The sequence below is a fragment of the Frigoribacterium sp. CFBP 8754 genome (genome assembly GCF_014841815.1).
Taxonomy (GTDB): Bacteria; Actinomycetota; Actinomycetes; order Actinomycetales; family Microbacteriaceae; genus Frigoribacterium; species Frigoribacterium endophyticum.
This window is the reverse complement of record NZ_JACYUO010000002.1, coordinates 113,609-128,403: the sequence shown is the minus strand read 5'-3', so window position 1 is coordinate 128,403 and position 14,795 is coordinate 113,609. Positions and strand designations below refer to the sequence as shown.

At 74.1% G+C, this 14,795-nt stretch carries 18 protein-coding genes; 8 read left to right on the top strand and 10 right to left on the bottom strand.

Annotated features, from left to right (window positions below):
- Positions 1-4 precede the first annotated feature (4 nt).
- The gene (locus IFT72_RS07085) at positions 5-475 is read right to left on the bottom strand and encodes a GNAT family N-acetyltransferase (RefSeq protein WP_185233069.1); all 471 of its coding nucleotides are present in this window, start codon (positions 473-475) and stop codon (positions 5-7) included.
- Positions 476-525: 50 nt separating this feature from the next.
- On the opposite strand from IFT72_RS07085, the gene IFT72_RS07080 reads away from it, so the two are divergent.
- Positions 526-1,128, top strand: coding sequence for a TetR/AcrR family transcriptional regulator (locus IFT72_RS07080; RefSeq protein WP_192046006.1), 603 nt, complete (start codon positions 526-528; stop codon positions 1,126-1,128).
- A 37-nt stretch (positions 1,129-1,165) separates the two neighbouring features.
- Here the strand turns inward: IFT72_RS07080 and IFT72_RS07075 are convergent, their stop codons facing one another.
- From IFT72_RS07075 to IFT72_RS07065, 3 genes are all read right to left on the bottom strand, one after another.
- The gene (locus IFT72_RS07075) at positions 1,166-1,600 is read right to left on the bottom strand and encodes a cupin domain-containing protein (protein ID WP_185233065.1); all 435 of its coding nucleotides are present in this window, start codon (positions 1,598-1,600) and stop codon (positions 1,166-1,168) included.
- Entirely contained in the window at positions 1,597-1,941 is a 345-nt protein-coding gene (locus IFT72_RS07070; RefSeq protein ID WP_185233063.1) for a carboxymuconolactone decarboxylase family protein, read from the bottom strand. Before IFT72_RS07070 ends, IFT72_RS07075 begins: the two co-directional genes overlap by 4 nt.
- A 157-nt stretch (positions 1,942-2,098) precedes the next feature.
- A complete protein-coding gene (locus tag IFT72_RS07065; protein ID WP_192046005.1) occupies positions 2,099-2,962 on the bottom strand; it encodes a MerR family transcriptional regulator in 864 nt (287 codons plus the stop codon).
- Positions 2,963-3,167: 205 nt separating this feature from the next.
- Between IFT72_RS07065 and IFT72_RS07060 the strand changes: the two genes are divergently transcribed.
- From IFT72_RS07060 to IFT72_RS07050, 3 genes are all read left to right on the top strand, one after another.
- Positions 3,168-5,072, top strand: coding sequence for an ABC transporter ATP-binding protein (locus IFT72_RS07060; protein ID WP_192046004.1), 1,905 nt, complete (start codon positions 3,168-3,170; stop codon positions 5,070-5,072).
- Between the two features lie 386 nt (positions 5,073-5,458).
- A complete protein-coding gene (locus IFT72_RS07055; RefSeq protein WP_192046003.1) occupies positions 5,459-5,608 on the top strand; it encodes a hypothetical protein in 150 nt (49 codons plus the stop codon).
- A gap of 171 nt (positions 5,609-5,779) precedes the next feature.
- On the top strand, positions 5,780-7,135 hold the full coding sequence (locus IFT72_RS07050) for a hypothetical protein (protein WP_192046002.1): 1,356 nt from the start codon (positions 5,780-5,782) through the stop codon (positions 7,133-7,135).
- A gap of 99 nt (positions 7,136-7,234) precedes the next feature.
- Here IFT72_RS07050 and IFT72_RS07045 read toward each other — a convergent pair whose 3' ends face one another.
- The gene (locus IFT72_RS07045; RefSeq protein WP_192046001.1) at positions 7,235-7,933 is read right to left on the bottom strand and encodes a DUF6584 family protein; all 699 of its coding nucleotides are present in this window, start codon (positions 7,931-7,933) and stop codon (positions 7,235-7,237) included.
- A gap of 56 nt (positions 7,934-7,989) precedes the next feature.
- Positions 7,990-8,556 (bottom strand): hypothetical protein, encoded by a 567-nt coding sequence (locus IFT72_RS07040; protein WP_185233053.1) that lies wholly within the window; start codon positions 8,554-8,556, stop codon positions 7,990-7,992.
- 222 nt (positions 8,557-8,778) lie between these two features.
- Here IFT72_RS07040 and IFT72_RS07035 point away from each other — a divergent pair, with 222 nt between their 5' ends.
- The gene (locus IFT72_RS07035) at positions 8,779-9,432 is read left to right on the top strand and encodes a hypothetical protein (RefSeq protein ID WP_192046000.1); all 654 of its coding nucleotides are present in this window, start codon (positions 8,779-8,781) and stop codon (positions 9,430-9,432) included.
- 25 nt (positions 9,433-9,457) lie between these two features.
- A complete protein-coding gene (locus IFT72_RS07030; protein ID WP_192045999.1) occupies positions 9,458-9,652 on the top strand; it encodes a hypothetical protein in 195 nt (64 codons plus the stop codon).
- A gap of 103 nt (positions 9,653-9,755) precedes the next feature.
- Here the strand turns inward: IFT72_RS07030 and IFT72_RS07025 are convergent, their stop codons facing one another.
- The 4 genes from IFT72_RS07025 to IFT72_RS07010 all read right to left on the bottom strand — a co-directional run bounded on the left by IFT72_RS07025 (position 9,756) and on the right by IFT72_RS07010 (position 12,573).
- A complete protein-coding gene (locus tag IFT72_RS07025; protein WP_192045998.1) occupies positions 9,756-10,067 on the bottom strand; it encodes a hypothetical protein in 312 nt (103 codons plus the stop codon).
- A gap of 159 nt (positions 10,068-10,226) precedes the next feature.
- Entirely contained in the window at positions 10,227-10,559 is a 333-nt protein-coding gene (locus tag IFT72_RS07020) for a hypothetical protein (RefSeq protein ID WP_192045997.1), read from the bottom strand.
- Complete coding sequence (locus IFT72_RS07015; RefSeq protein WP_056056346.1) at positions 10,556-11,719, bottom strand: inorganic phosphate transporter; 1,164 nt, start codon at positions 11,717-11,719, stop codon at positions 10,556-10,558. Before IFT72_RS07015 ends, IFT72_RS07020 begins: the two co-directional genes overlap by 4 nt.
- 119 nt (positions 11,720-11,838) lie before the next feature.
- Positions 11,839-12,573, bottom strand: coding sequence for a FadR/GntR family transcriptional regulator (locus IFT72_RS07010; protein ID WP_056056344.1), 735 nt, complete (start codon positions 12,571-12,573; stop codon positions 11,839-11,841).
- A 367-nt stretch (positions 12,574-12,940) separates the two neighbouring features.
- Between IFT72_RS07010 and IFT72_RS07005 the strand changes: the two genes are divergently transcribed.
- Positions 12,941-13,426 (top strand): gluconokinase, encoded by a 486-nt coding sequence (locus tag IFT72_RS07005; protein ID WP_235491316.1) that lies wholly within the window; start codon positions 12,941-12,943, stop codon positions 13,424-13,426.
- Between the two features lie 117 nt (positions 13,427-13,543).
- The gene (locus IFT72_RS07000; protein WP_244634306.1) at positions 13,544-14,791 is read left to right on the top strand and encodes an alcohol dehydrogenase catalytic domain-containing protein; all 1,248 of its coding nucleotides are present in this window, start codon (positions 13,544-13,546) and stop codon (positions 14,789-14,791) included.
- The last annotated feature ends 4 nt before the right edge of the window (positions 14,792-14,795 follow it).

Sequence of the window (14,795 nt, the reverse complement as noted above, 5' to 3'; positions counted from 1 at the left end):
AGGCTCAGAGGTCCCGCGCGAAGCAGACCGACTCGGGTGATCCGACGTAGGCACCGAACAGGGGGATGCGCGAGTAGCCCTCTCGCTCGTAGAAACGGATCGCGTCCGGCTGGAGCGTGCCCGTCTCGAGTGCGACCTGTCGCGTGCCCAGCTCGCGAGCGGCGTCCTCGAGGGCCCGCAAGAGCCCGGAGGCCACGCCCGACCCCCGCGCGTCGGGCACGACGTACATCCGTTTCACCTCGACGGTGGCTGGTCCCACCACCGTGTCGGCCAGGGGCCGCAGTCCTCCGCACGCGATCGGGCGACCGTCGTCCGCCCGCGCGACGAGGAACACCGGGACGTCGGTCGCCGACGGCGGCGTGCCGGGTTCGTGGTCGTCGCTGCCGTAGCGGGCGTCGAGCTCGACCCGCTGGGCTCGACGGAGGCCGTCGGCGTCCGGGTGGTCGAAGGGTGTCCGCGTGATGGTCCAGCTCATGGTCGTCCTTTCGTGACGCTCGTTACCGTAACAGGCGTTACGATCAGGCGATGAGCAGAACACGAGATGTGTCGGGCGTCCAGCAGCGCCTCTCCGAGGCCGTCTTCACGACCCTCGCCGACCGTGGGCCGGCGGGGCTGACCCTCCGGGCGGTTGCCGAGCGCGCCGGGTGCACGACGGGTCTCGTGCTGCACACCTTCCGGGACAAGCGGGCTCTGCTCCTCCACGCCCGAGAGGTGCTGCACGACCGCACCCGCGTGCGGTCCGACGCGCTCGAGGCCGCGGCCGGTGATCCGGTCGCCGCCGTCCGTGCGGTGGTGCTGGGAGCCCTTCCCACGGACCACGAACGGCTCGCGGAGGCGCGGGTCTGGGTCGGCTTCCTGGCGGCGGCGCTCGGCGATCCCGTCCTCGAGGAGCGGCACGCTCTCAACAGCAGGGCCTTCGTCGACCGCCTGACACGTCTGCTCGAGGCCGGTGACCAGGGCGATCGCGGCGATCGCGGCGACGCGAGCGTCCGAGCCGCAGCTCTCGTCGCCGCCGTCGAGGGAGTCTCCAGCCTGGCCGCCGGAGACCCTGAGCGGTGGCCCCCGGCCCGTCAGGCGCAGACGCTCGAGTTCGTCCTGGAGTCGACTGCCCGTGTGACGACCGGCTGACGGAGCACCTCGACGACCTCCCGGGGCATCGCTTCCCTCAGCCCCGGCGCTGGTTCGAGGCGCGGTCCTCCGGCTCACCGGTGAACTGGGCGTCGGTGACGTGCTCGAGCCACGTGGTGGTGGCGGAGGGGTCGTCGCCGTTCTCGAGCATCGCGAGGTGCTCCATGAACACCCCGGGGGCCGCGGCGTGGAAGTGCTCCTGGCCGGGCGGGGTGTAGATCGTCTGCCCGGGGTGGACGTCGATGACGTGCCCATCGCGGGTGCCGAAGCGGCCGACGCCGGCGGTGACGCGGAGGTACTGGCCCTTCTCGTGCGAGTGCCAGGCGGTGCGGGCGCCGGGTGCGAACCGCACGGTGGCGACGACCATGTGCTGGCCGTCCTCGTGCGGCATCGCGATCGGGTCGAGCCAGACGTCGCCGGCGAACTGCTCGGGCGGGTTCTTGGTCGTGGGGGCGACGGGTTCGATGTTCATGCTGACTCCTGGTCGTCGGTGGTGAAGTGCTCCTTCGCGACGCCCATCGCGGCCATGCCGTTCGGCCAGCCGGCGTAGAGGGTCACGTGGGTGATCGCCTCGATCAGCTCCACCCGGGTGACGCCGTTCTCGACGGCGCGGCCCAGGTGGAAGTCGAGCTGCCCCGTGTGCCCGCCGGCGGCGAGGACGGCGACGGTGACGAGGCTGCGATCCCGGGCGGAGAGCTCGGGGCGGTTCCAGACGTCCTCGAAGAGGACGTCGTCGGTGAGGGCGGCGAGCTTGGGGGCGAAGTCCCCGAACGTGCGGCGCCCGCCCCCGATCTGGATCGGCTGGTCGGCCATGGTGGTTCTCCTGTCCGTCGTGTCGTGGAGGGCCACGCGTCGCGGTCCTGTCGTCCACGGAACACCGGACGCGCCGCGGGAGGGAGGCCCTGGCGTGGTCCCCCTGACGGGTCTGCACGGGCGGTCCGGCCTCAGCAGACCCCGACGCATGCCTGGCTCAGGGCGCCGAGGCCGCCGCGGACGCCCCCAGCTGCACCGCCAGCTCGCTGCAGCGCAGGCGGGCCGGAGAGAAGTCGGAGGGCAGGCTCCGGATGATCTCCGCCGCGCTCCTGCCCTGCGAGCTCCCGACCCGGTCGGGCGCCACGTCCGCGCCCCCCTGTGGGTGCAGTTCCTCCCAGGCGTCGAAGATGGCGTCGTCCTCCTCCAGCTGACCGGACTCCTCGATGACCCGCATGAGCGTGGTCTCGAAGGCGTGCCGCTCGGCCGCCACGCGGGCCACCCGCGGGTCGTCGACGGCGACCGTGTCGTCGAGGGCCTCCTCCGCGGCGTCGACGCGGTCGGACTCGGCGCGCAGCTCGGGGTGGAGGGCCAGCGTGAGGAACCGGCCAGCCTGCGCGACCGCTCCGAGCGGACCGAAGATGCGCTCGGTGACCAGCAGCGTGTCGAGGTCGTCCTGGCGCAGCGAGCCCTCGGGCGCGGCCTGGAGGCGGTCGGAGACGATGTCGTCGAGCAGCCCCAGGCGGTCGCCGCGGGCGCGCATGCGCTGCACCGCGGCCCGCTTCCGCCGCAGCTCGGCCTCCTGCGCCGCCAGGCTGTCCTCCAGCCGGGCGAGGACGCTCGCGACCTCGACCTCGACCTCGACCCCGCCCGGTGCGGCCTCGGTGAACGCGTCGCGGACGTCGTCGAGGGCGATCCCGGCGTCGGCCATCCGTCGGATCCAGAGCAGCCGGATGATCTCGGCGTAGCCGTACCGGCGTCTGCCGTCGCTGCCCCGCTCGCGCTCCGGGAGCAGGCCGACCTCGTGCCAGTGGCGGATGGCCCGGGGAGTGGTGCCGACGAACGCCGCAGCGTCGCCGATCATGACGTGACGGGGCGGAGTCGGGAGGGAGTGCACGGCGGACCTCTCGGAGCGGGGCGGAACGGGACGTGCTCCGAGCAGACCACATGACGCTGCGGCAGGTGCAACCCCGCCTCGATCAGGCCGCGACTCCACCTGGCTCCGTCGGCTGCGAGTCGAGCGTCGCCCGCCGTCTAGGTTGAGCCTGGTACCGATGGAAGGAACAGCCATGAGCATGGAAGGCGCGGCCTGGAGCTCGCTCTACAAGATCTCGTCAGCCCGCGACGGCGCGCACGGCATCTCACGGGCGTCCGTCCGGCGCATCATGACGTTCGCGGTGCCCTACCGGTCGAAGCTGGTGCTCTTCATCAGCCTCTCGGTGGTCGGGGCCTTCCTCGCGGTCGCGACGCCGGTGCTGGCCGGCCGCGTGGTCGACGTCATCGTCGCGCGGGGCGACGTCTCCACGATCGTGCGGCTCGCCGTCCTCATCGGGGTCGTGGCGATCGCCGACGCCGGCGTCTCGCTCGTCACGCGGTGGTACTCGGCCCGGATCGGGGAGGGCGTGATCCTCGACCTCCGCACCGCCGTCTTCGACCACGTGCAGAAGATGCCGATCGCGTTCTTCACCCGCACCCGGACGGGCGCCCTCGTGAGCCGTCTCAACAACGACGTGATCGGCGCCCAGCAGGCCTTCAGCGGCACGCTGTCGGGCGTCGTCACGAACGTCGTGGCACTCGTCCTGACCCTGATCGTGATGCTCAGCACGTCGTGGCTCGTGACCGTCCTCGCGGTGGTCATGCTCCCGATCTTCCTGGTCCCCGCGCGACGCATGGGCAGCCGCCTCGCCGCGCTCCGTCGCGAGGCCGCCGACCACAACTCCGCGATGAGCACGCAGATGACCGAGCGCTTCTCCGCGCCCGGCGCCACCCTCGTCAAGCTGTTCGGCCGCCCGGACGAGGAGTCGGCGGAGTTCCGGGTCCGCGCCGCCCGCGTCCGTGACATCGGAGTCCGGACCGCGCTGCTGCAGTTCGTCTTCGTCACGGCGCTGACGCTCGTCTCCGCCCTGGCCCTCGCGCTCGTGTACGGGCTCGGCGGCGCCCTCGTGCTCGCCGGCCAGCTCGACACCGGCGAGGTCGTCACCCTGGCTCTGCTCCTCACCCGCCTCTACGTGCCGCTGACCGGCCTCGCGAACGCGCGGGTGGAGATCATGAGCGCGGTCGTCAGCTTCGAGCGCGTCTTCGAGGTGCTCGACCTCGAACCGCTCATCCGGGAGAAGGCCGACGCCGCCACCGTGCCCGAGGGCCCGGTGAGCGTCGAGTTCGACGACGTCCGCTTCGCGTACCCGTCCGCCGACAAGGTGTCGCTCGCCTCCCTCGAGGAGGTCTCCACGCTCGACACGAGGGGCGGCGACGAGGTGCTGCACGGGGTGTCGTTCCGCATCGAGCCGGGCCAGACCGTCGCCCTCGTCGGCACCTCCGGGGCGGGCAAGTCGACGATCGCCCAGCTGCTCTCGCGCCTCTACGACGTCGACGGCGGTGCCGTGCGCCTGGCCGGGGCCGACGTCCGCGACGTGACCTTCGCCTCCCTGAGGCACACCCTGGGGATGGTGACCCAGGACGGCCACCTGTTCCACGAGACGATCCTGTCGAACCTGCGGCTCGCGAGGCCGGAGGCGACCGAGGACGAGGTGTGGGACGCCGTCCGTCGGGCGCGGCTCGAGCCGCTCGTCCGCTCGCTGCCCGACCAGCTCGACACGATGGTGGGGGAGCGGGGCTACCGGCTCTCCGGCGGCGAGCGCCAGCGCATGACCATCGCGAGGCTGCTGCTCGCCCGGCCGCAGGTCGTCATCCTCGACGAGGCGACGGCGGCGCTGGACAGCACGTCGGAGGCGGCGGTGCAGGCCGCGCTCAGCGAGGCGCTCGAGGGGCGGACGGCGATGGTCATCGCCCACCGCCTCTCCACGATCCGCAGCGCCGACCTCATCCTGGTGGTCGAGGACGGCTCGATCGTCGAGCGCGGGACGCACGAGGAGCTGCTGGCCGCCGCCGGCCGCTACGAGGAGCTGCACCGGACGCAGTTCGCCGTGCAGGAGGACGTCGCCGCCGACGAGGACACGTTGACCGAGCGTCGGTAAGGGTCGACACACGACCGCGGACGGGGCACGCCCGGCGTGATCGGGTGCGGCACGGGGGCGGACGGCTCGCCGGACGGGACGCCCACGGCGACCGACGTGGCGAGCACGGCATCGGCGACCCCCGCCCCCACGCCGTCGGCCACGCCCGCGGAGCCCGCCGTCGCGTCGATCCCGACGGACTGCACCGACATCGTCGACCCGGCCACCTACGCCGCGACGATGGGCGAGACGCCGCTCAACGGCCCTGACTCCTCTACGGGCCCGACGGGTCAGCTCCAGCCGAGCCCGGCACCCGCGGGCGCCGACCCCTCCGAGACCGTGGTGGCCGCCACGCAGCTGACCTGCGGCTGGCGCGACCCGCGGGCTCGGAGCGCCTCGGCGGCACCGTGTGCCAGTTCACGACGACGGACGAGCAGTACGACACGGACTTCGCCGAGACCGTCCTCGTGCGCGACGGCGTCGTCGTCACGGTGCGCCAGTCGAATTACCCGACGGACGACCTCCTCGGCGCGATCGTCGACCGCATCTGGGGCTGACCCTCCGCTCCGGTGGTCTCGTCGGAGCGCGTCGTCCCGGTGACGCCGGTGGATGGCCCCCTGACGCGGGATCGACCGGGGCGGGCGCCTCCGCCAGGATCGTCCGGGGGGAGGCGCGGGTCCTGCCGCAGGGGGAGGGCAGGTCGTCGTGACGTCACCAGGGCAGTCGTCGTGACCGAGGCGCAGCGCGCGATGCTGTGGTGCCTCCCCGTCTTCCCCCTCATGGCCGTCGTCGTGGCCGTGATCAGCACCGACGCCTGGCTCTTCCCCGACGTCGAGCAGCGGGCGCAGCTCGCGGCGGGCTGGCCGGTCGCGGGGGCGCTCTGGTTCCGCGTCGTCCTCGGGTACGTCGGCGCCCTCCTGTGCCTCGGGTTCTCCGTCGCGTTCGGGGTGCTGTACGCCCGGGAGATCCGCTTCGTCCGGGCCGTCCGTCGGCGCGCCGCCGCCGCTGCCCGGGGCGCCGCCGCACCGGGGCGACCTCGCCTCAGCGCCGCGCACCGCGCCTCCTTCGCTGCCGTCCTCGACGGCGACCGCATCCCCCGCGTGATGGTCGTGAGCCCTCGGGGCATCGGGCGGAGCGTCATGGCGGCGGCGTACCTGCGGGTGCTCGACGGGGCCGTGTTCATGGTCGAGGCCCGGGGCGTCTCGCCGCAGGAGGCGCGCGTGAGCCCGCTCGTGCAGCGGGAGGTGGTCGTCGTGATGGGGATGGACAAGGCTCCCGTCGAGACGGAGCAGGTGCCGGCGAAGGTGATGGCGGCACCGGTGCGGGCGGCCGACCTCGTCGTGCGGATCGGCTGCCCCGACTCGTTCCCCGTGCCCCGTGGCACGCCGGTGCTCGACTGGGACGTGCCCGACCCGATCGGGGCCGACCTGCTCGCCGTCCTGACGATCCGGGACGACCTGAAGGGGCGCGTCGAGCAGCTCGCCGCCGACCTGGGGCTCGACCGGACGTCGCTCGCGCTCCGCGACCGCACGATCCCCCGGCAGCGGGCGAGCGTGGCCGCGGGGAGGGCGACCATCGCGTACCCGGCGCTCGCCGACGACGTCGCGGAGTGGTTCGCGACGGCCGAGGCCCGGCTGCTGGTCGAGATCTCCGACGCCCCGCTCACGGCCGCGACCGTCAACGGCCGGGGCCCGTTCGCCCCGGCCCTCGCCATGCCGTGGCTGGCGTCGGTCGGCGCGGCGGAGACGGCCCTCCAGGCCGAGCTCCGCTGGCGGGCGGTCACCGGCGCCGACGAGGCCCGGGCCGAGGAGAGCCTCGCGCTCGTCGTCGAGTGGCTCGAGGGCGCGGGCGTCCTCCGGCCCCTGTCGTCGGAGCAGCGCGACGCCCTCTGTGCGTCGGGGACGGCTCAGCGCGACCACGACCACCCGTTCGACCAGTGGCCCCGGGGCCTGGCCGGCGAGTACCCCGCCATGGCCGAGATGCGGTTCTCGGAGGAGGACCGTCGCACCTGGGAGGTCGTGCCGGCCGCGGCGCTCCGCGTCTACCCGGACCTCGCGACGCAGTGGGCGGGGGAGGTCGTCTAGCGGGGGTGGGTCACGGTGTCACACGCCGCCGCCGCCAGCGTCGTCGTCGTGGCCGCCGCGGTCGGGGTCGCGCGGTTCGGCGTCGCGCACCTGCCGACCCTAGCCGCGGCCGCCGGCGCTGCGGCTGCCGTCGCGGCGAGGCGAGCGGCGCGCTCGCCGGCGCCGGTCCGTGATCACCTCGGGCAGCCGGGCGGCCAGGGCCGCCGCGGACCACAGGGTGACGATCGCCGCCAGGCCCAGGGTGAGCACGCCCGTGGCGGTCCACAGCCCGGCCCAGCTGTCGGGCCAGATGCCCCACTCCAGCACAGCGGACCCGGTGGCCAGCGCGACCGCGTGGGCCGCCGAGGCAGCGCCTCCGACGAGGGCGCCGAGCACGACGACGGCCGCGACGCCGACGGCCGTGTCGGCGATCCACCCCCGGATGCTCGTCGACGACGCCCGGGCGTACGTGGACGCGTCGCGGCGCAGCTGGTCCACGAACCCGGGGAGCACGTCGGCGGGGTCGACCTCGGCGGCCGAGAACGTCCTCGGGACGAAGAGCAGCCGCAGCAGCCGGTCACGGTCAGCCTCACCGCTCCGCACGATCCAGTCGATGAACGCCTGCTTCTCTGCTGCGGTCGCCGTGCCCGGGACGAGCAGCGCCCACCGGCCCGCCTGGTCGGCGTGCCCGGCGGCCCTGTGCAGGCCGGCCAGCGCAGCCCGGGCGTCGAGGTCGCCCGGGTCGCGGTGCAGTCGCTCCCGCAGGGGCCCCCGACCGCTCGACGCACGGGCGTGCGCGCCCGGCGCGGAGGGGTCCATGACGTGATCTTCGCAGAGCGCGACGCCGGTCGCGGGGCAGCGGCGGTGACCGCGCCTCAGAGGACGCCGCCGACGGCCCAGGAGCCGAGGCCGAGGACCCCGAACGCCAGCGCGACGGTGAGGAGGAGCAGGGGCAGGCCGAGCAGGTGCTCGCGGACGGCGCGGCCGAGGCCGTCGCGCGGCTGATCGCCGAGCAGTGCGGTGATGCGTCGCCTGCCCCCGTGGGGGAGCCCGGCCAGCAGGACGACGACCCCGCCGCGCGGCCCCACGACGACGGCGCCGTGCGAGGTCGACGGGGTGCTGAGGACGCGGAAGTCGACGACGCGGCACGACGCGACGGTGAAGCGGCGGCGACCCGTCACCGACGTGACGACCATCTCCGCTCCGTCCCGCCGAGCAGCCCAGGGCGACGCCACCAGGCCGCAGAGCCACGGGGCCAGGATCCCCACCGCGAGGAGGAGGGCGAACGTGACGTTCGGCAGCCAGTGCGCGGGGTACCCGGTCTCGTCCAGGCCCTGTCGCTCCCACCACGGCCGGGTCAGCCGGGTGGCGACCACCAGAGCCGCCGTGAGCGGCACCAGCACCCGCCCCGCCCACACGGCCACCAGGGAGGCGCGGGTCACCTCCCGCGGAGCCGCGTCGGTCGTCGAGTCGCGGTGTGCCGGTGCCGATCCCGGTGCCGGTGCCGGTGTGCCTGTCGCTGTCATGTCGCCCAGATCATCGCACGGGTCGAGCGCGCAGCGGTGCCGACATGTCCTCGACCTCTCATCGGGAAATGTTGTACATCCAGAACATCAACTAGCTATATTGAGCGAGCGGCAATGGTGCCGCACAGAGGAGGAAACATGAAGATCAATGCCGAAGGCCGTGTGCTGGAGATCGTGATCGCGACTGCTGCGGCGGCGACTCTGTGGTCGTCCATGCTCGTCGCTACCCCGGTCAACGCCGCTCAACGCGTTTCCGGTGAGGAGACGCCGGCAACGGGCGCCGCGTCTGACCGAACGGCCTCGACCGCGGCCCACGACCTGGAACCTGAGGTCTTCCTTGAGGGTCTCGAACAACTCGAAGCGTCTTCCGTACAACGGGGGATAGCGCACGACGAAGGTCTGAGCTACTACCGATATACGGTCGACGCAGGTTCACTCGTGTTGCCGAGAGCCGCCGACGTCCGCGCCGCGCTGGAGGCGGAGGACGGGGCGCGTGCTCCTCGCGAGTTCACGCCGTACCTCGAAGGACGTTTCTCCGGCGGGAAGACCGCCGTCGGGTTCAACACCATCGACCAGCAAGCGCTCGCCTCGGGCGGTGGTGCTGCGATCGCGGCTGCGATCTGCCTCCTGCCAGGGGTCGGCTGGGCCGCCTGCGCCGTCGTGGGCATCGTCGTGAGCGTCACGACGACCTACCTGGTCAAGAACGGCATCTGCAGTGGTGGGCGGAAGCTCTGGTGGTACGACGTCAGGGGCGGATCCACTGTCGCCTGTCGCTCAACAGCACCCTTCTAGGGTCCGTCGAGGAAGGGGCACTCTCGTGCGTCAGTGGCTGACCTACGTGCTCGTCGTGGTGGCGAGCACGATCGCTCTCGTCGCCGTCGCGTCGGCGTACCCCCGAGCGTCGTCCGTCGTCCTCCTCGTGGGGTGCCCCGTCCTCGTCACCGGGGCCGGGCTGGGGGCGAAGTTCGTGAAGGAGAGCCGCAGGGCTCGGAGGACGAGATCTCAGCGATAGGTGCCCCGCGGGAGCGACGGCCCGTCCAGGCTGCGTCCCTTCCGCGGTGCCAGGAGCCAGATCAGTGGGGTCCACGTGCCGTCGCGCGCAGCGGCGGTGGCCGTCAGCGGAGCGGCTGGGGCACGGTCGCGGGGCGCGACCAGCTCACGTCGAGCGAGCCCTCCTCGAGCCGCACCGCGATCTCGGTGCGGAAGGAGTCCTCGAAGTGCCGCGCGCTCCGCTCGTCCGAGACGACCACGTCGACGCGCAGCGAGCCGAGCTCGTCCGTGATGAGCACGGGCCCGTCCGCGAACCGCACCAGGAAGCGGTGGGGCGTGACCGGGACGCTCTCGTAGTCCCGTCGCAGGCTCTGCTCGAGCTGGCGGACGGGGCGGATGCCGGCGGTGGGCCGGACGAGGGCGCTCATGGCGATCATGCGTCGATGGTGCGCCGCCGATGCGACGCGCGCGTGAACGCGACGTGACGACTCGTCGTCGACCCGACCCGCGACTCCTCGGCGCCGCCCGGGCACCGAGATGCCCCGCCCTGGGCCGCCACCGTGTGGCAGGACCCAGGACGGGGCACCTCGACGTCGTCAGTGGAACTGCGGCACGATCATCCAGAGCCCGTAGAGCACCGCGGCCACGCCCACGGCGAAGCACGCGAGCCCCGCGGCGGTGGCCGCGGCCGGGCGGCTGACCGGGCCCGGGCCCGCGGCCACGGCAACCGTCGCCCCGTCGGAGCCCGCACCAGCACCGGCACCAGCACCGGCACCAGCACCGGCACCAGCACCCGCCGGCTCCTCCGCCCCGGCTGCGAACGCGCGGATGCCCAGCGCGAACGACGTGACGATCACGGCCGTCGCCGCGAGGGCGACGAGGAAGACGACCACGAAGGCGCCCCAGTCCACTCCGAGGAACACGGTCACTCTCCCTGCTGGCGGGAGGCGCCGGCCGGCTGGGCAGCCGCGGGAGCCTCGTCGCCGTCGTTGACGGTCTCGTGCGTGACGGGGTGCCGCCGCGCGAGGAACGCGAAGGCCAGGCCCCCGCCGAGGGCGAGCAGGGCGACGACGACGAGGCCCGCCGTGCTCGTGCTGGCCAGCCAGGCGGAGACCCCGCCGACGAGCGCGGCCGCGGGCAGCGTGAAGACCCAGGCCGACGCGATCTTGCCGACGACGCCCCAGTGCACGGTCGCGAGCTTCGCGCCGAGGCCGGCCCCGACGATCGAGCCCGAGGTCACCTGCGTCGTCGAGAGGGCGAAGCCGAGGTGCGACGAGATGAGGATGGTGGCCGCCGAGCTGGTCTCGGCGGCGAAGCCCTGTGGGGCCTTGACGTCGGTGATGCGCTTGCCGACCGTCCGCATGATCCGCCAGCCGCCGAGGTAGGTGCCGAGCGCGATCGCGAGCCCGCAGGCGACGATCACCCAGAGCTGCGGGCCGGTGCCCGCGCCCTGGTAGCCCGCCGCGATGAGGGTGAGCGTGATCACGCCCATCGTCTTCTGGGCGTCGTTCGTCCCGTGCGCGAGCGACACCAGCGAGGCGCTCACGGTCTGGCCGTGACGGAAGGCGGCGGTCGACCCGCGGAGGGTCGCCTGCCGGGTGATGCGGTAGGCGACGTAGGTCGCGACGAGCGCGACCACCCCCGCGACGACCGGCGAGATGATCGCGGGCAGCACGACCTTCGACAGCACGACCGCGAAGTCGACCGAGCCGATGCCCGCGCCGATCACCGCCGCGCCGATCAGGCCGCCGAAGAGCGCGTGCGACGAGCTCGATGGCAGGCCGAGGTACCAGGTGGCGAGGTTCCAGAGCACGGCGCCGACGAGCCCGGCGAAGATCATGACGGGCGTGACCTGCACCCCGCCCTCGCCCTCGCGGATGAGCCCGTTCGAGACCGTGCTCGCGACCTCGGTCGAGAGGAACGCCCCGACGAGGTTGAGCACGGCGGAGATGAGCACCGCGACCTTGGGTCGCAGCGCCCCGGTGGCGACCGAGGTCGCCATGGCGTTCGCGGTGTCGTGGAACCCGTTCGTGAAGTCGAACACGAGCGCCACGACGATCACCAGCATGACCGTGACGAGCACGTCCATCGTCGTCGTCCCTCCGAGGGGCGGCCGGTGCGTCGCGACGGCGGCGCCGCGCCCCCTGCCCGGCCGACGCTAGGCCGGGGCCGGGCCGCCCGCGATGAACGGCGCGTGAACGCTTGCGGTCAGTGCAGTTCCTCGTCCGACTCACGGACGAACTCGTCGACCGTGCCCGAGATCAGCTCCCACGCGGCGCGGAACGCCACGTCGGCGTCACCGGCCACGAGCGCCTCCGCGAGGGCGAGGTGCGCGGCGGCGGCGGCCGGCGTCCAGTCGGTGATCGTCGCGCGGGCCTCCTCGACGCGGGTCCGCAGCAGGGCCTCGACCTGCGTGGCGAAGTGCCCGATCACCTGGTTGCCCGAGCCGCGCAGCAGCGCGGTGTGGAAGGCGACGTCGGCCTCGAGGTAGCGGGGCCCGTCGCCGGCGGCGTCGGCCTCGACCATCGTGCGGGCGGCCTCCAGCACGACGGCGGCCTGCAGCGGGTCGGGCGTGAGCGCGCCGAGGCGGGCGGCCATCGGCTCGAGCCCGAGCCGCAGCTCGAGCAGCTCGCGCATCTGCGTGAAGTACTCGGGGCCGCGGCCGCGCCAGAGGATCACCTGCGGGCTCATCAGGTCCCAGGAGGCGCGGGGCAGCACCTGGGTCCCGGTGCGCTGCCGGGGCTCCACCATCCCGAGCGACTGGAGCACGCGGAGCACCTCGCGCAGCACCGACCGCGACACCGAGAACCGCTCGCTCATCGCCTCGACGTTGAGGATCGTGCCGGGGGCGAGGCGCCCGTCGACGATGTCCTGGCCGAGCGCGTCGACGACGCGGGCGTGGAGCCCGCGGTCGCGGGAGGCGGAGGGGAGTCCGGTCGTCATCGTGGTCTTCCTGAGCCCTCGCGGGCGTCTTGCCGGGGGAGTCGCCGTGTGGCACACTCCTGGGGTCTGATTAATCTGATTATTCAGATCCGCGCGTCCTCCCAGGATGGCAGACCGGCAGCCCCGGCCTCCACGACCGGCCGACCGACGCCGCCCCGCCGGGCGGTGCGCGCGGGCCCTCCCCAGACGACGAGGTCGCAGAGAAGCGTCCTCGGAAGGACGCGACACCATGACCTCTCCCTCCCCGACCCCCGCCCCCGCCCCCGGCCCCGTGCTCCACGACGCCTCCCGCGACGTGCCGGCCGGAGGCGCGGCGCAGGTGCCCGAGACCGCGCGCCGCTGGTCGGGCGCCCCCGTGCTCGTCGTGATGGGCGTCTCGGGCTCGGGCAAGTCGACCGTGGCGGCGCTGGTCGCCGAGCGCCTCGGCTGGGACCACGCCGAGGGCGACGACCTCCACCCCGACGAGAACGTCGCGAAGATGGCGGCCGGCGTGCCGCTCGACGACGACGACCGGGCGCCGTGGCTCGACACCGTCTCGTCGTGGATCATCGAGCACGCGATGCAGGGCGTGCCCGGCGTCATCACCTGCTCGGCGCTCAAGCGCAGCTACCGCGACGTGCTGCGCGAGCTCGACGTCGTCTTCGTCTACCTCCGGGGCAGCAACGACCTCATCGGCGGCCGGATGGCCGCGCGCCCCGGGCACTTCATGCCGGCCTCGCTGCTCGACTCGCAGCTCGCGACCCTCGAGCCGCCGCAGGCCGACGAGCGCCACATCGTCGTCGACGCGACGCAGACGCCCGAGCAGGAGGCCGACGACGTCATCCGGCTGCTGGGGCTCTCGCCGACCCGCTGACCGGCACCGCGCCTCCTCTCGTTCACCTCCCGGACGCCCTCCGATCACCGGCGCTCCGTAGCGTCGGGGGCACGACGCGGGCACCGGAGCCGCGGCGCGCGACGGGGGCGGCACGGCATGACGAACAGGGCGACGACCCGCGCGGGGGCGCGGGGGGTGGGCGGCACCGCGACCGGGCCCGTGACGCTGCCGCCGGGGCGCGACCTCGTGCTCGCGGAGGCGGCGGTCGCGATGACCTGGCAGGGCCCGGGGCGCCCGCTGCAGGCCGTCGCCGTGCCGGGGGTGCGGCTGCAGCGCGGCGACGCGCTCGTGCGGGTCGACCTCGCGACGATCTGCGACTCGGACGTGCACACCGTGACCGGGCGGCGGCCGGGCGCGACCCCGTGCGTGCTCGGCCACGAGCAGGTCGGGCGCGTCGTCGAGGCCGACCCGCACGCCCGGTCGGTCGACGGGCGTCGGCTGCTGCCGGGGATGCGCGTCGTCTGGTCGGTGGTCGTGTCGTGCGGCCGGTGCGTCGAGTGCCACCGCGGACTGCCGCAGGCCTGCGCGAGCCTCGAACGGCACGGGCACGCGGCCGTCCGTCGCTCGTGGGAGCTCGGCGGCGGGTTCGCCAGCCACGTCCACGTGCGCCGGGGCGCGGCGGTCGTCGTCGTCGACGACGACGCGGTGCCCGACGAGGTGCTAGCCCCCGCGTCGTGCGCGGTCGCGACCGCCGCGGAGGCCGTGCACCGCGCCTCCTCGCTGCTGGCCCTGGCGGCCGGGGTCGCGGCCGCGGAGGTGCTCCGCGGGCAGGTGGTCGTCGTCTCGGGGGCCGGGGCGCGCGGGCTCGCGGCGACGGCGATGGCGACGCAGGCGGGGGCCCGGGTCGTGGTCGTCGAGGCCTCGGAGTGCCGGCGGCTGCTCGCGTGCCGCTTCGGAGCGGCCGCGGTCGCGGACCCGGGGGAGTCGCGGGGCCCGCTGAGCCTCGCCCGCGCGCTCGCGCAGGTGGACCGCTCGGGCCGCCACCGCACCGTCGCCCTCGAGACCTCGGGTAGCTCCGCCGCCGTGGCGCTGCTCGTCGACACGGTCGGCGTGGGCGGGGTGGTCGTGCTCGCCGGGCCGGTCGCGCCCGGAGCGGCCGTGCCGGTGCTGCCGGAGAGGGTGGAGCGGGGGCTGCTCACCCTCACCGGGGTGCACGACTACGCGCCCGCGAGCCTCGTCGCCGCGGTCGCGTTCGTCTCCGAACAGCGGCACCGCTACCCGTTCGCCGAGCTCGTCGAGCACGTCGTGCCGCTCGAGCAGCTCGACGACGCACTGCGCCTCGCGAGCGCGCCGGGGGCGCCGGTGCGGGTCGGGGTGCGGCCGGGGGGAGTCGGCGGCCTGTGAGCGG